The sequence below is a fragment of the Hydrogenophaga sp. genome, assembly GCF_030373245.1.
In the GTDB taxonomy this organism is placed as follows: domain Bacteria; phylum Pseudomonadota; class Gammaproteobacteria; order Burkholderiales; family Burkholderiaceae_C; genus Hydrogenophaga.
Window position 1 is genome coordinate 78751 of the sequence record NZ_JAUCZF010000006.1, and the last position, 15242, is coordinate 93992.

Consider the following 15242-nt stretch of genomic DNA (forward strand, 5'->3'; position numbering starts at 1 on the left):
GAAAACATGAACCCAAAAACCCATGACCTGATTGTCTTCGGCGCCACCGGCTTCACCGGTCGGCTCGTCGCCGAGTACCTGAACACCACCTACGGCGTTGGCCGCGACGTGAAATGGGCCATGGCCGGGCGAAGCCTGGACAAGCTGCGGCGGGTGCGCGACGAGCTCGGGATCAGCGAAGACCTGCCCCTGCTGGTGGCCGACGCCAGCGACACAGCAGCGCTGAAAAAACTGGTTGCCCAGACCCGGGTGGTCATCACCACGGTAGGGCCGTACCAGCTGCACGGCAATCAACTGGTCGGTGCCTGCGCAGACGCCGGCACCGACTACGTGGACCTGTGCGGCGAACCCGGGTGGATGGCAGAAAAGATCCCACAGCTGCAAAAACCCGCAGCCGCCAGCGGCGCGCGCATTGTGTTTTCCTGCGGCTTTGATTCGATTCCGTTTGACCTCGGCGTGGTCTTCCTCCAGCACGAAGCGATGAAGCGCCTGGGCGAGCCGCTGGTGCGGGTGCATGGCCGGGTCAAGACCATGAAGGGCACGTTTTCCGGCGGCACCGCCGCCAGCCTGCTGGCCACCATGGAGGCCGTCGGTCGAGACCGCTCGCTCATCAAGACGCTGGGGAACCCCTACGCGCTCGTGCCTGGCTTCAAAGGCCCGCGCCAGCCCAACGATGGCGTGGCCGAGTACGACGAGTTGGCCAAGGCCTGGACGGCGCCGTTCGTGATGGCGCCGATCAACACCAAAAACGTGCACCGCACCCACGCCCTGCGCGGCCACCCCTGGGGCACCGACTTTGTCTACAGCGAGCGCATGCTCACCGGCAAAGGCAGCAAGGGTGAGCAGCGCGCCAGAAAGATGGCGCGCAACACCAAGATTCAAAACGTGTTGCTCGCCATCGGACCGACCCGCGCGCTGATTCGCCGCTTTGCCCTGCCCAAGCCGGGCGAAGGCCCCAACCAGCATCAGCGCGAGACCGGGCACTATGAGCTGCTGTTCGTGGGTCAGACCGCGGGCGGACAGACACTGAGCGCCACCGTCAAGGGCGACCGCGACCCGGGCTATGGCTCCACCTGCAAGCTGATCACCGAGAGCGCGCTGTGCCTGATCCAGGAAGTGGACCACCAGATGGCGCCGGGCGGCGTGTGGACGCCTGGTGCCGCCATGGGGCTCACGCTGGCGAGCCGCCTGCAAGCCCGCGCAGGACTCAGCTTCGCCATCAACGCCGCGACCGCGTAGCGCTGGCACTCGCCCACACCACTGGCCACACGCCACCAGTCCTCGCGGCGCGCGCGCAGCGGCAAACATCGTCCACTGGGGCCAGTTCAAGCCTTTGTTCTGAGATGAAGAACGGGATGAACAGGCTCTAAACTCACCTTCCGACTTCTCCGGCGCCTTCGCCCCGGATCGACAACGAAAGAATCCGCATGGGTGCGCAGTGGAAAGCCAAGCACAAAGACCTCGCCGCCAACGCCAAGGGGCGGCTGTTCGGCAAGCTGGCCAAAGACATCATGATCGCGGCGCGCCATGGCGCCGACCCGGCTGCCAACGCGCGGCTGCGCCTGGTGGTGGAGCAGGCGCGCAAGGTGTCGATGCCCAAGGACACGCTGGACCGCGCGATCAAGAAAGGCGCGGGCCTGACCGGCGAGACGGTGCAGTTTGACGCCGTGATGTACGAGGGTTTTGCGCCGCACCGCGTGCCGGTGATGGTGGAATGCCTGACCGACAACGTGAACCGAGCCGCCTCCGACATGCGCGTGCTGTTCCGCAAAGGGCAGCAAGGCGCCCCAGGTTCGGTGGCCTGGGATTTTGACCACGTCGGCCACATCGAGGCCGAGCCCAGCGTACCGGGAGCCGACCCGGAGGTGGCCGCGATTGAAGCCGGCGCACAAGACCTGGAGCCCGGCGACGACGAAGGCAGCACCCGCTTCATCACCGACCCGGCCGACCTTGACCTGGTCAGCCGCGCCCTGCCGCAGCACGGCTTCACCGTGCTGGCGACCCAGCTCGCCTACCGCCCGAAAAACCCGGTGGACTCGACCAGCCTCACGACCGAGCAGCTCGAAGAGGTCGAGGCCTTTCTGGCCGCGCTGGACGCCAACGAAGACGTGCAGCACGTTTACGCGGGCCTGGCTGGGTAGGTCACTGCGCGCCCACAGGCGCTGAAGTCCACCGCGTCGGCGATGCCACAGCGTCAGCCGCCAGCCACGACGGCAAAAAAAAGACCCTAGCGGCCTCAACCTTGATGCGCATCAGCCTCGTTCGCCGCCATGCCGATACAGTGAAACGGAGTGATCAATGCCCCCTTCCACTGGAGTGTGAAACGTGCGGTCGAGCCCGGACAAACAACCCCCTGCACCTTGGCACGCGCTGTCTGCCGAAGCGGTGCTGGCGTTGTCCCATGCGTCGGCAGGCGGGCTGACCCAGGCTGAGGCCGACGTTCGCCTCCAGACCCACGGTCCGAACCGGCTGGCTGAGGTTGAGCCGCCAGGCTTGCTGGCACGGCTGCTGCGCCAGTTCAACAACCTGCTGCTCTACGTGCTGATGGCCGCGGCACTGGTCACCGCGCTGATGGGCCACTGGGTCGACACGGCGGTCATCATGGCCGTGGTCGTCCTCAACGCGGTGATCGGCTTCGTCCAGGAGGGAAAGGCCGAAAAGGCCCTGCAGGCGATCCGCCACCTGCTGTCGCCGCACGCGGTGGTGCTGCGCGATGGGCACCAGCGCGAGGTCGACGCTGCCGATCTGGTGCCTGGCGACATCGTGCTGCTGGCCTCCGGAGACAGTCTGCCGGCCGATGTGCGCCTGCTGCTGGCGCGCAACCTGCGCATCGACGAGTCGGCGCTGACGGGCGAGTCGGTGCCGGTTGAAAAGGGGGTCACGCCGGTGGCGGCTGATGCCCCGATCGGCGACCGGCTGTGCCTGGGCCATGCGGGCACGCTGGTCACCCAGGGTCAGGCGCGCGCGGTGGTGGTGGCCACCGGTGCGTCCACCGAGATCGGCCGCATCGGCAAGATGATCGAGTCGGTCGAAACCGGAACGACGCCGCTGCTGCGCAAGATGGGGGAGTTCAGCCGCACGCTGACGTTGGTCATCCTGGTCGCGGCGGCCGCGCTGTTCCTCTTTGGTCTGCTGGTGCGCGGCATGGGGGCCGGTGAAGTGTTCATGACGGCCGTCGGCCTCGCGGTTGCGGCGATTCCCGAGGGGTTGCCGGCGATCATGACGATCACGCTGGCGATCGGCGTGCAGCGCATGGCCACGCGCCATGCGGTGATCCGCCGCCTGCCGGCGGTCGAGACGCTGGGCTCGGTGACGGTGATCTGCTCGGACAAAACCGGCACCCTGACACGCAACGAGATGACGGTGCAGGAGGTGGTGTGCGCCAACGGCGTGATTGCAGTCGAAGGCGCCGGCTATGCGCCTGAGGGCGCGCTGCGCATCGACGACGAGGTGGTGGCGCCCGAAGCGCTCAAGGCTCGCCTGCCGGCGCTGCACGCGCTGGCCGAGGTGGCGGCGCTGTGCAACGATGCTGCGCTGCATGAGCGAGACGGTCAGTGGCAGCTCTCCGGCGACCCAACCGAAGGCGCGCTGCAGACACTGGCCGGCAAGGTTGGAATGCACCCGGCCGAGATGCGGTTCGATCGGCCAAGGCTGGACCTGATTCCGTTCGAGTCCGAGCACCGCTTCATGGCGACGCTGCAATCGGAACGTGGTGATGGTGGCTCACGCGACGAGGCGCGCGTCGTCCTCGTCAAGGGCGCACCCGAACGCGTGCTGGCGATGTGCGCCAACCAGCTCGGTGCCGACGGCACCATCGAGCGGCTGGACGGCGAATACTGGCACGCTGCGGTCGAGACGCAAGCGCGAGCCGGACGTCGCGTGCTGGCGCTGGCCCGCCGCGCCCTGCCCGCCGGCACCGAGGATCTCGACCACGCAGACGTTGCCGCCGGGCTGACGCTGCTCGGTCTGGTCGGCATCATCGACCCGCCGCGCCAGGAGGCGATCGAGGCGGTGGCACAGTGCCGCACGGCGGGCATCCGGGTCGTGATGATCACCGGCGATCACGGCGTGACCGCCAGCGCCATTGCCGGACAGCTCGGCCTCGGCGAAGGCCTGCACGCCATCACAGGGCCAGAGCTGGAGGCTGCCGACGACGCCCAGCTGCGCGAGCTGGTGCGCGACACGCGCGTGTTTGCACGCGCCAGCCCAGAGCACAAGCTGCGCCTGGTGCGGGCCATGCAGGCCAATGGCGAGGTGGTCGCGATGACCGGCGACGGCGTCAACGACGCGCCGGCGCTCAAGCAGGCCGACGTTGGCATCGCCATGGGGCGCAAGGGAACCGAGGCGGCCAAGCAGGCCGGCTCGATCGTGCTCGGGGACGACAACTTCGCTTCGATTGCGCACGCGGTGAAGGAAGGGCGAACGGTCTACGACAACTTGAAGAAGACCGTCACCTTCCTGCTGCCGATCAACGGTGGTGAGTCGCTGTCGCTGCTGCTGGCGGTGCTGATCGGCGTCGCGCTGCCGATCTCACCGGCGCAGATCCTGTGGGTCAACATGGTCAGCTCGGTGGCGCTGGCGCTGGTGCTCGCGTTCGAGCCGACCGAGGTCGACGTCATGCGGCGCCCGCCACGCCGGCCCGACGAGCCGATGCTGTCGCGTTTCGTGCTGTGGCGCATCGGCTTCGTCTCGACGCTGTTCCTGGCCGGCATCTTCGGCATGTACGAATGGGCGCTGTGGCACGGCGCATCCGTGGAGACAGCCCGCACGGTTGCAGTCAATACGCTGGTGGCCATGGAGGTCTTCTATCTGTTCAGCGTGCGCTACCTCAAGGCACCGTCTTTCACGCTGCAAGGAGTGAAGGGCACGCCGCGGGTGCTGCTGGCCGTGGCGGCGGTGTTCGCGCTTCAACTGGTGTTCACCTACACGCCCTTTATGCAGGGGCTGTTCGCCAGCACCGCGCTCACGCTGCGCACCGGCATCGCAATCGTGGGTATTGGAGTGGCGGTGCTGGTCGTTCTCGAACTCGAAAAGTTGCTGCTGCGCCGACTGGGCGTGGTCACCGGATGACGCGCCGATGATCGCTCAGGACACGTTCAGCGAGATCGCGATGCTGCTGCTGATCTGCGCCCTGATCGGCGCTCTGTTCGTGCGGCTGCGCCAGCCGGTGCTGATCGCCTACATCTTCGTGGGCGTGGTGGTGGGCCCGGCGGTGCTGGGCCTGGTCACGGCACACGACCAGATCGACCTGCTGGCGCAGGTGGGCGTGGCGGTGTTGCTGTTTGCGGTGGGCCTGAAGCTGGACCTGAACCACATCCGCCACATCGGCCCGGTGGCACTGGCCACGGGGCTGGGCCAGCTGACGTTCACCATCGTGATCGGTTTCGGCATCGTCATGGCGCTGGGCCGCGACTGGGTGGAGGCGTTGTACGTGGCCGTGGCGCTCACCTTCTCCAGCACCATCATCATCGTCAAGCTGCTGTCAGACAAACGCGAACTCGACAGCCTGCACGGGCGCATTGCGGTGGGCTTCCTGATCGTGCAGGACCTGGCGGTGGTGGTCGCCATGATGACCATGAGCGCCCTGCGCGGCACCGGCGGCGCCGACGGCAGCGAAGCGACGCTGCTCGACGTGGCGCTGTCGCTGTCGTGGCGCCTGGCGCTGGCGGCGGTGGCGATGTTCGTGCTGATGCGCTGGGTGCTGCCGGTGGTGGTGGCCTCGATGGCGCGCTCGCAGGAGCTGCTGCTGGTGTTCGCCATCGCCTGGGGCGTGGCGCTGGCGGCGCTGGGCGACTGGGCCGGCTTCAGCGAGGAAGCGGGCGCGTTTCTGGCGGGCTTCTCGCTGGCGTCCACGCCGTTCCGGGAAGCCATGAACGCGCGCCTGACCGGTATCCGCGACTTCCTGCTGCTGTTCTTCTTCATCGACCTCGGGGCCCAACTCGACTTCTCCACCCTGGGCGCCGAGGTGGGTCCTGCGGTGCTGCTGTCGCTGTTCGTGCTGATCGGCAACCCGCTGATCGTGATGGCCATCATGGGCACCATGGGCTACCGCAAGCGAACCGGTTTCATGGCCGGGCTCACGGTGGCGCAGATCAGCGAGTTCTCCATCGTGTTCATGGCCATGGGCATCACGCTCGGCCATGTGGGACCGCAGGCGCTGGGCCTGACCACCCTGGTCGGGGTGATCACCATCACGCTGTCGACCTACATGATCCTGTATTCGCAGCCGCTCTACGAACGCCTGGCACCCTGGCTGGGATGGTTCGAGCGCCAGCAGCCCTTCCGCGAGCAGGCGGCAGAGCAGGCGCCGGCCGACCAGGCCCCAGCCGAGGTGATCGTGTTCGGTCTGGGACGCTACGGCAGCCGGCTGCTGCAGCAACTGCGCAGCGCCGGTGTGCAGACCATCGGAGTGGACTTCGACCCCGAGGCGGTGCGTGCGTTGCAGGCGCAGCAGCTGCCGGTGCAGTTCGGTGACGGCGAGGACCCCGACTTCCTGGAGTCACTGCCCCTTTCCCGATTGCGCTGGGTGGTGACCACGTTTCCGCAATGGGAGTCGAACCGAGCGTTGCTTCACGCGCTGAAAGTGGCGCGCTTCGAGGGTGAGGTGGTGGCCGCGGTGCGCGATGCCGCCCACGGGCGCGCCCTGCGCGAGGCCGGTGTGCGCCAGATCCTCAACCCGTTCGACGATGCCGCCGACTTCGCCGCCGAACACCTCGCGAAAACCATCCGCACCAAGGAGCCAACGCCATGACCGCCTGGGGACCCATCCTTGCCACCACCGATTTTTCTGGCCCGGCGCGGCACGCTGTGGATCGCGCAGCCCACCTAGCGCACGAAACCGGCAGCCCGCTGAGCGTGATGCATGTGATGCCCGGAGAGGTCTTGGCCGAACTGCGCCGCTGGCTCGGCACAGGCCATGCTTCCGAGAGCCAGTTGGCTCAAGCCAATCGCCAGCAGTTGCAGCAGCTGGTGGACGCCGTCGGCACTGCGCGAGGCATCACTGCGAAGCCGGTACAAACCAATGGCTCGGTGCTGGAGGAAATCCGCCGCGAAGCCGATGCGCTCGACGCAGCCTTGTTGGTGGTGGGCGCGCGGGGCGCTGGCTTCATGCGCCGGCTGGTGCTGGGCTCCACCTCGGAGCGCCTGCTGCGTCGCACCACCCGCCCCGTGCTGGTGGTGCGCCAGACGCCGCACGAGCCCTACCGGCGGGTGCTGGTCGCGCTGGACTTTTCACCCTGGTCGGCCCAGGCAGTAGCGGTCGCCCAGCGCGTGGCACCACAAGCCCACTGTGTGCTGTTCACCGCCTACGAGGTGCCGTTCGGGGACAAGCTGCGCTACGCCGGCGTGGACGAAGCCACCATCGAGCACTACCGGGTGCAGGCGCGCGCCGACGCCACACAACGCGTGAACGCTCTCGCTGCCCAGGCTGCCCTGTTGCCGGGCAGGTGGGAGGCCTGTGTGGTCGAAGGGGAGGCCTCGCAGCGCATCGTTGAGCAGGAACAGGAACGCGATTGCGATCTGGTGGTGCTGGGCAAACACGGCCGTTCCGCCACGGAGGATCTGCTGCTTGGCAGCGTGACCAAACACGTGCTGGCCGAAGGCAGCGTCGACGTGCTGGTGTCGACAGCGAGATGAAGGAACACCCCCGCCGCGCTGCGCGCGACCCCCTCAATGGGGCGATGCGGTGCGGCCCGGCAAAGCCGGGACCAAAGCATCCTGGGTTGGCGCACTGCGCTCCGGTGGAGACCTGCCCATGCCGCTGAGCGCACCCGGTCCCCTGCTGCGCGCACTGGCCTGCTTGGCACTTGCCGCCGGGGTCCACGAGATGGCGCCCGGGACCGACGCCTTGCGGGCTGGCCTGGCTTTGTTCACGCTGATCGGCGGGCTGTGGATGACCCAGGCCCTGCATCTGAGCGTGACCGCCCTGCTGGTGCCGCTGCTGGCGGCTGGCGCCGGGTTGATGGATCTGCGCACCGCCCTGAGCGCGTTCGCGCACCCGATCATTTTCCTGTTTCTCGGCGGTTTTGCGCTGACCGCGGCCTTGCAGCAGCACGGCCTGGACCGCGCCCTGGCCCAGGCCGTGCTGCGCCTGGCCGACGGGCGGCGGGCGCTGGCGGTGGCGCTGCTGTTCGGCCTCACCGCCCTGCTGTCCATGTGGATCAGCAACACCGCCACCGCGGCCATGGTGCTGCCGATGGCGCTGGGCCTGCTGAGCAGCCCTGGCCCGGCGGGTGACGGCGATGACACTGGTCCCCGCGAACGGGTGTTCGTGTTGCTGGGCGTGGCCTACAGCGCCAGCATCGGCGGCATCGGCACACTGGTGGGCAGTCCGCCCAACGCCATCGCGGCGGCCCAGGCCGGGATCAGCTTTGCCGAATGGATGGGGTTCGGCATCCCGCTGGTGATGCTCCTGTTGCCGGTGATGGTGGCCGTGCTGTACGGGGTGCTGCGGCCCCGCCTGGGCGGACGCATCGCGCTGACGGCTTCGGCACCGTTTCAGTGGACGCCAGCGCGGCGCCTCACGCTGCTGATCTTCGCGCTCACCGCCGCAGGCTGGATCGGCGCCGCGCCGCTGGGCAGCGCACTGGGCATCACCGCCGACATGGACAGCTGGGTGGCACTGGCCGCCGTCGCGGCCCTGGTGGCCAGCCGCACACTGAGCTGGGAGGCCATCGAGCATCAGACGCACTGGGGCGTGTTGCTGTTGTTCGGCGGCGGCCTGGCGCTGAGCCAAGTCATGCAGGTCAGCGGCGCCAGCGGCTTTCTCGCCACCGCGCTGGTGGACGCCTTGCAGGGCGCCTCCACGTTCTGGCTGGTGCTCGGTGTGGTGGCGTTTGTCGTCTTCCTCACCGAACTGGTGAGCAACACCGCCAGCGCCGCCCTGCTGATTCCCATCTTTCTCGGCGTGGCCCAGTCACTGGGTCTGCCGGGCGCGCCACTGGCCGTGGCCATTGCGGTGTCGGCCTCGTGCGCCTTCATGCTGCCGGTGGCCACGCCACCCAACGCCATCGTGTACGCCACCGACCAAGTGCCGCAGGCCACCATGATGCGCTGCGGCTTCGTGCTCAACCTGGTCTTTATCGCTGCCATCACCCTGGCCGCCACCGTCTGGATGTCCCAATGAACCTCTGGACCTCGCTGGGCTTGCTGGCCGGTGGTCTGGGCCTGTTCCTGATCGGCATGGGCATGATGACCGACGGGCTCAAACTGGTGGCAGGTCCAGCCCTGCACAACATCCTGACCAAGGCCACCCGCACGCGATGGCACGCACTGGGTACGGGTGTCCTGGTCACGGCCATGGTGCAGTCGTCCACCGCGGTCGGCATCGCCGCCATCGGTTTCGTCAACGCCGGGCTGCTGGGGCTGGCACCGGCGGTGTGGGTGGTGTTCGGGGCGAATGTCGGCACCTCGATGACCGGCTGGATCGTGGCCCTGGTGGGCCTGAAGTTCAAGGTGGAGGTGCTGGCGCTGCCGCTGGTGGGACTAGGCGCGGTGATGCGCCTGACCGGCGAACACCAGCGGCGTGGCGCCATGGGCACCGCCCTGGCGGGCTTTGGTCTTCTGTTCATGGGCATCGGCCTGCTCCAGCAGGCCTTTGTGGGCCTGGCCGCCGAGATCAGCCTGCCGCAGGGCACGGACGCGCTGTCGGTGCTGGCCCAGCTGGGCATTGGTCTGCTGATGACGGTGCTGATGCAGTCGTCCAGCGCGGCCCTGACCATCACCCTCACGGCGGCCCAGAGCGGACTGATCGGGCCTCAAGGCGCCGCTGCGGTGGTGATCGGCGCCAACATCGGCAGCGCCGTGACCACCGCCCTGGCCGGCATCGGCGCCACACCCAACGCCCGCCGCACCGCCGCTGCGCACGTGGTGTTCAACCTGCTCACAGGCGCGGTGGCGCTGCTGCTGCTGCCCTGGCTCATCGGCGCCCTGACCAGCGCGGGCGAGGCGCTGAGCCTGCCGCCCGATCCGGCCACTAAACTGGCGCTGTTCCACACCACCTTCAACATCCTGGGCGTGCTGCTCATGTGGCCACTGGCCGACCGTCTCACGCGCTGGCTGCAGCAGCGCTTCCGGGCGCGCGAGGAAGACGAGGCCAGGCCCCGCTTCCTGGACGACAACGTGCTGGCCGTGCCCACGCTGGCGCTGGACGCACTGACTCAGGAAGTCACGCGCTTCGGCCAGCTGTGTGTGCGCCAGGTGGGTGCGGTGCTGGAGGGCAGCTCGCCCGCCGACCTGGGCAAGGCTCAGATCGTCATCAAGCAGCTGGACGCGGCGGTGGAAACCTTCGTCGAGCGCATCGGCCGCTCGGCGCTGTCGGGCCTGGCTGCCGAACGCCTGGCCGAGCTGTTGCGTGTGCAGCGGTACTACGCCACCTGCGCCGAACTGGCACTGGCAGCGGCGCCGCTGCCACCCTATGCCATCACCGACCCTCAGCCGCTGCAAGCCCACCAGCGCCTGGTGTCTGCTGCGCGGCAGTTGCTGGCCGCACACGAGCAGCCGCCAACGCCCGGAGCGCCGCCAGTGGCGCTGGATCCGGCAGCGATGGAAGAGGCCTACCAGCAGCTCAAGGCTGCGGTGCTGGCCGCTGCCGCGGCGGGACACCTGCCCATGGTGGAGATGGAGGCCGCGCTCGAACGGTACAGCGCGCTGCGCCGGGCTTTGCAGCAGGCGGTCAAGGCGCGCACTCGGTTGCAAGGGCTGCAGGCAGACTGAAGCGGGACCGTGCAACGGCCTGGATATCCGCCTTTGTTGGCTGGTCCAACTGCCGCATCCCGGGTGATCGCAGGAGTTCCCTGGTCGAGAAGACAACCTGCCCCTATCCGTTTCCCTTGGCAGGCCATCCAGCGCAGCGAAAGTCAGCTCACTCGCGCCACCTCGCATTTAGGCTGGCGGCCAGGAGCAACAGTTCGCTCGACCGCGGGCAATATCGGGTGAAGGCTGGTCAGAGTCACTCGCGGCCGTAGCCTGAACGACAGCAGCCTTCATCACCGGTGATTGGAACGGCTGCGCTCCACATGACTGCTGGACCTCCGAGACCGGGTGCCCGACGGTCTGCGCGATGAGATTGCCATGCCACAAGCCGGGCGCGGACAATTTGGCTACGAGACGTTAGTGATGCGACGGCCTTGTGCCTGTCTGGCGCCATAGAGGATCGAAACATGGACTTTTCTTCGAATTTGAGGCCGCACTCCGAGACCATCGCAGCGATGTTCAAGGCGACCTTCACGGCATCGGAAGGGGCTGAGGAAGGGACCCTGATCGGGGATCTCGCCCGCCGCTTGATGGCCGAGACGCCGCCCGACGCGTTGCGCGTCTTCACCGCGTGGGACGGCGGCGCGCTGGTCGGCGCGATCCTGTTCACACGCCTTGTCTTCGACGACCCCCGCACGGCCTTCATGCTTGCGCCTGTGGCCGTGGCAACGGATCGCCAGGGCGAGGGCATTGGGCAGGCGCTGATCACCCACGGCCTGGACCTGCTGCGCAGCGAGGGCGTCGACATAGCGGTGACCTATGGCGACCCTGCCTTCTACAGACGCGTCGGCTTCGTGCCTGTGGCCGAGGGCACCATCCCCGCACCTCACAGCTTGCAGCATCCCGAGGGCTGGCTGGGCCAGTCGCTACAGGAGGCCCCCCTGACGCCGCTCAAAGCCCCCGCGTCCTGCGTCGCCGGCTTCGACGATCCAAGGCTCTGGTGATGGTTCGCGTCTACAGAGATGAGAGGCCAATGCCGTGAGTGCCTTTGTACCCTCTGCGCTTGTCGCTGATCGTCTGGTCGTTCTTGGCCAACACATTCGGACAGTGCGAACATGCAAAAACATTTCGCTCGCTGACTTGGAGACTAGGACGGGGTTAGCCGCAGTGCACTCAAGGCCATCGAGCTCGGTCGCTCGAGTACCCCAGTAGGAGCTTATTTCACGGTTCTTTGGGCGCTGGGCTTAGGGCAGACCCTGGACGAGACTTTGAGCCGATACGCTCAACCCTCAGACCGCATCGGATTTGATCGGCCGAGCGCGGAAGATGCGCAGGAGTGATTGGGGTACGAGGGCCGTTGCGATCTCCACGGGTGGCTGATTTCGATGCAGGTCACGAGGGCGCGCTGACCGCTGAAGGCTGATCAGCGATCATTCAATGTGGATGGCCTGAACGGCTGCATTTGCCTCACTCCAGCCCCTGGCAGATTGCGATGGGGCGCCAATACCACCGCCAGGAGATCTGTCAGAGGACACGCTAGGGCATGAGCCAGCCGACGTTGTAGCGCTGGGCTACGCCTGATGGGCGTGGCGCGGCGCCTGCAGGCGCAGCAGCTCACGCTCTCGCGACATATAGCCGAGCTCGAGCTGCAGCTTGGCGTGCCCTTGTTCAAGCGCACCGGCCGTGCCGTTACACCCACCTTTACCGGGCTGGCCATTGCCGAGGCCGCACGCCAGGTGGAAGGAGGTGCCAGTGAACTGACGCGCATTCTGGCGAAGAGCCGCGGCGCCACCACCAACACAGCAAGCCAACGACCTGGCTGGGCTTGCAGTATTAGGTTTGGCGGGTGAGGTGGCCCTGAGCTCACCACGTACGGGCTGCAGGCCAAGACCTCGCCAACGGCCCGCGATGGTTAGCAACACCAGTTTCACGGCAGTTTTGAGGTTCAACCCAGGGCGGGGTGGGACGCCAAGCTCGACATTTGCTTGGTCGATCAGGCCTGCGACAGCGTCGCAAAAAAATGCAGTCCGCTGCCTGCCATGACAAACAGATGCCACACCAGATGCGCGAAGCGCAGCCGTGAGCTGAGAAGGAACAGCGCAGCGCCAAGCGTGTAGGCAACGCCGCCTGCCAGCAGCAGCGTGACGCCTGTTGTTGAGACCTGTCCGATCCACGGCAGTGCTGCCAGCAGCACCATCCATCCCAAGGCGACATACAAACCTGTCGACAGCAGCGGTCGCTCAACCCGCTTCGACAGGCTGTACACCACGCCCAGGACGGCCAGGGTCCAGACCAGGGCGAACATCAGCCAGGCCTGCAAGCCTTGCAACGCTGGCGCTGCAAACGGCGTGTAGCTGCCGGCGATGAAAAGGTAGATGGCTGCGTGATCGACTTTCTCGAAGAACAGCTTGCTGCGCCCCGGCGGCAGACCATGAAACAGAGCCGATGACAGGTACAGCAGCATCATCGTTGCTGCGAAGACGGCGACCGATAGGGTGTGCAGCGCGCCGCTGGCTTGCTGCAGGGAGCTGTGCACGAGGATCGGCAGTGCCGCGACGGCCAGCAGGAAGCCGATGCCGTGACTGACGCTGTTGGCGACTTCCTCGGCGGGGCTTTGTTGGCGGGCTTGTGGAACGTTCACGGGGCTGGAGGTCGGGCTTGCGTGTCGGCTGCCAGAATGCGCGCGCTCCAGTCGGCAAGGTGGGAAGCGAGCCAAGGTCCGGCGTCCAGCGGCAGATCGTGACCTGCCAACGGATGGTTAATCTGCGCGGCGCTCCAGCGCCTGGCCAGTTCACGTGAGCAGATGGCATCGACCAGCGCATCGCGCGTGCTGAAGGCCACCAGCAAGGGCACCGAGGGCCAGGGCCCCGGGTGGCGGTAGCGCGCCGCCGCCAGCAACTGGCGCATGGCATTCGCTGCGGTCACCGGCCGCAGCTGGCGGATAGCAGTCCACGAGTCGATGACAGCCGCATGCTGCTCGGGGAAATTGCTAGTCAGGTGCAGCACAGTCTGCTCGGCAGACCGTGCGTCCCCAGGGACCAGCAGCCGGAGCAAGGTCGGTAGCCGGGATGGCCGCAGTCGGTGGCGCGCCGGACTGAACGGTCGCATACTGGTGTTGACCAGAACACAGGCTGACAGCTCGCCAGGCCAGGCCGATGCCCAGGCAGCAGCGACCATGCCGCCAAGCGAAAGCCCGAGCAGTGCATATGGCGGCATCAGCGCTTTTTCATGTAACTGACGGCGACAAGATTCGACCATCGCCTCGACTCGCGGGGGACAGGTCTCGCGCCACAAGCTGCCCGCACCCGGCAGGTCGATGGCGACGATGTGGGAGCCGGGCATGGCCTGCGCCAGCAGCGCGGGGAATTCACCCCAGTGCGCTGCTTCGCGCGTCAGACCGCGCAGCAGAACCCAGGTGGTCATTGGCTTGCCTGCGGTGAGTACCAGTGGGCAAGGGCGCAGGCGCGCTGCTCATCTCGGGAGTCACCGCCGGGCAGCCAGCGGCGGTAGCTGTACGCTGCGCGCATCGCGAAGTCCAGCAGAGCGACGTGGCGGCGCAGCACACGTTGCTGGCGGTGACCGATCAACGGGTTGAAGATGCCGAGCCGCGAGAAGAGCTGGCGCGGGTTCTTCTTGACCCACAGCCAGGATCCCATCTCCAGCGTCAGCGGCAGGAAGGTGCGCTGCGGCTGCGCTGCCGCGCGAAGGTAGAGGTGATCCCAAAGGTCGCCATGGGCGAGGTATTGTCGACTCTGTGGTTCGAACAGGTAGCGGTGATGCAGAAGGCTGTCGTCCAGCAAGCGGCTCAGCGCATGCATTTCGGGCAGGTGTTCGATTGGGCTAATCGTGTGTGCGTGTGGGAACCACAAGCGATCGGCAAGGCCGAAGCCCGAATGGCAGTCAATACTCACTGAGAAATCGCGCACCAGCAACTCGGCGGCGACGAAGTCACACAGCGCCTGAGCTTCTGGCTGCATGGGATGTCCGACCCCACCCCGGTACCAGGGTAGGCCCGCGCTCAGCCGCTGCCCGCCGAGCAGGAATGCGGCACCTTCAGTGCACTCAACAGGCGCGTTGCGCATCAGATCGACACCCTGAGGATTGGCACGCGTGCCGCGCCAAAGCCCGCCGGGGTTGACGAGCGGAACCAGCACGACACGAAGGCCTTCGAGGATCTGGTGCAAGCTGGTGTCCCAGCGCAGACGGCGCACCAAGCTGCGCAGGCAGGCCAGCACGACCTCGGCGCCAATGCGCTCAAGACCGTGAACGCCCCCGAAGAAGCCGACAGCAGGCAGCGCTGGGTCAGGATTTCCAAGCGAGATCGCATGGACGTCGAAGCTGCGCTCACCGGTGGTCACCTGGCAAAGCGTGCGGCAGCACAGGTACTTGCCACCTTCGTCGACGAGTTGCAGCAGTTCGTCGAGCTCGGGCAGGCGAGCCGACTCAGGACCTGGGTCATCGTTCATGGCTTGCGGCGTATCCGCGATCTGCCATCAACACGTCATATCTCAATCGCAAACTTCCGGCAGTCGACCACGGTCACCATTGGG

12 protein-coding genes are annotated in these 15242 nt (G+C 67.0%); 9 read left to right on the forward strand and 3 right to left on the reverse strand.

The features are described from left to right. The first annotated feature begins 6 nt into the window (after positions 1–6). From QUV25_RS14330 to QUV25_RS14370, 9 genes are all read left to right on the forward strand, one after another. Entirely contained in the window at positions 7–1239 is a 1233-nt protein-coding gene (locus QUV25_RS14330; RefSeq protein ID WP_300864930.1) for a saccharopine dehydrogenase NADP-binding domain-containing protein, read from the forward strand. A gap of 188 nt (positions 1240–1427) precedes the next feature. Further along, positions 1428–2141 (forward strand): YebC/PmpR family DNA-binding transcriptional regulator, encoded by a 714-nt coding sequence (locus QUV25_RS14335; protein ID WP_300864932.1) that lies wholly within the window; start codon positions 1428–1430, stop codon positions 2139–2141. 184 nt (positions 2142–2325) lie between these two features. Next, entirely contained in the window at positions 2326–5070 is a 2745-nt protein-coding gene (locus tag QUV25_RS14340) for a cation-transporting P-type ATPase (protein WP_300864934.1), read from the forward strand. A 7-nt stretch (positions 5071–5077) separates the two neighbouring features. Next, positions 5078–6751 carry a cation:proton antiporter family protein gene (locus QUV25_RS14345; RefSeq protein ID WP_300864936.1) on the forward strand — a complete coding sequence of 558 codons (1674 nt, stop codon included), beginning with the start codon at positions 5078–5080 and terminating at the stop codon, positions 6749–6751. Then, positions 6748–7635 carry a universal stress protein gene (locus QUV25_RS14350; protein ID WP_300864938.1) on the forward strand — a complete coding sequence of 296 codons (888 nt, stop codon included), beginning with the start codon at positions 6748–6750 and terminating at the stop codon, positions 7633–7635. The genes QUV25_RS14345 and QUV25_RS14350 overlap by 4 nt, the downstream gene beginning before the upstream one ends. Before the next feature lie 118 nt (positions 7636–7753). Continuing rightward, entirely contained in the window at positions 7754–9124 is a 1371-nt protein-coding gene (locus QUV25_RS14355; protein WP_300864939.1) for a DASS family sodium-coupled anion symporter, read from the forward strand. Continuing rightward, the gene (locus tag QUV25_RS14360) at positions 9121–10713 is read left to right on the forward strand and encodes a Na/Pi symporter (protein ID WP_300864940.1); all 1593 of its coding nucleotides are present in this window, start codon (positions 9121–9123) and stop codon (positions 10711–10713) included. Before QUV25_RS14355 ends, QUV25_RS14360 begins: the two co-directional genes overlap by 4 nt. 446 nt (positions 10714–11159) lie before the next feature. Next, positions 11160–11696 (forward strand): N-acetyltransferase, encoded by a 537-nt coding sequence (locus QUV25_RS14365; protein WP_291008959.1) that lies wholly within the window; start codon positions 11160–11162, stop codon positions 11694–11696. Positions 11697–12278: 582 nt separating this feature from the next. After that, positions 12279–12542, forward strand: a complete 264-nt coding sequence (locus QUV25_RS14370; protein ID WP_300864942.1) for a LysR family transcriptional regulator — start codon at positions 12279–12281, stop codon at positions 12540–12542. A gap of 143 nt (positions 12543–12685) precedes the next feature. On the opposite strand, the gene QUV25_RS14375 is transcribed toward QUV25_RS14370, so the two are convergent. The 3 genes from QUV25_RS14375 to QUV25_RS14385 are packed head-to-tail and all read right to left on the reverse strand — an operon-like array spanning position 12686 to position 15158. After that, complete coding sequence (locus tag QUV25_RS14375) at positions 12686–13333, reverse strand: hemolysin III family protein (protein WP_300864944.1); 648 nt, start codon at positions 13331–13333, stop codon at positions 12686–12688. Then, positions 13330–14115, reverse strand: a complete 786-nt coding sequence (locus QUV25_RS14380; RefSeq protein WP_300864945.1) for an alpha/beta hydrolase — start codon at positions 14113–14115, stop codon at positions 13330–13332. Before QUV25_RS14380 ends, QUV25_RS14375 begins: the two co-directional genes overlap by 4 nt. After that, positions 14112–15158: a M14 family zinc carboxypeptidase gene (locus QUV25_RS14385; RefSeq protein ID WP_300864946.1), complete on the reverse strand. Its 1047-nt coding sequence runs from the start codon at positions 15156–15158 to the stop codon at positions 14112–14114. The genes QUV25_RS14380 and QUV25_RS14385 overlap by 4 nt, the downstream gene beginning before the upstream one ends. Positions 15159–15242 lie beyond the last annotated feature (84 nt).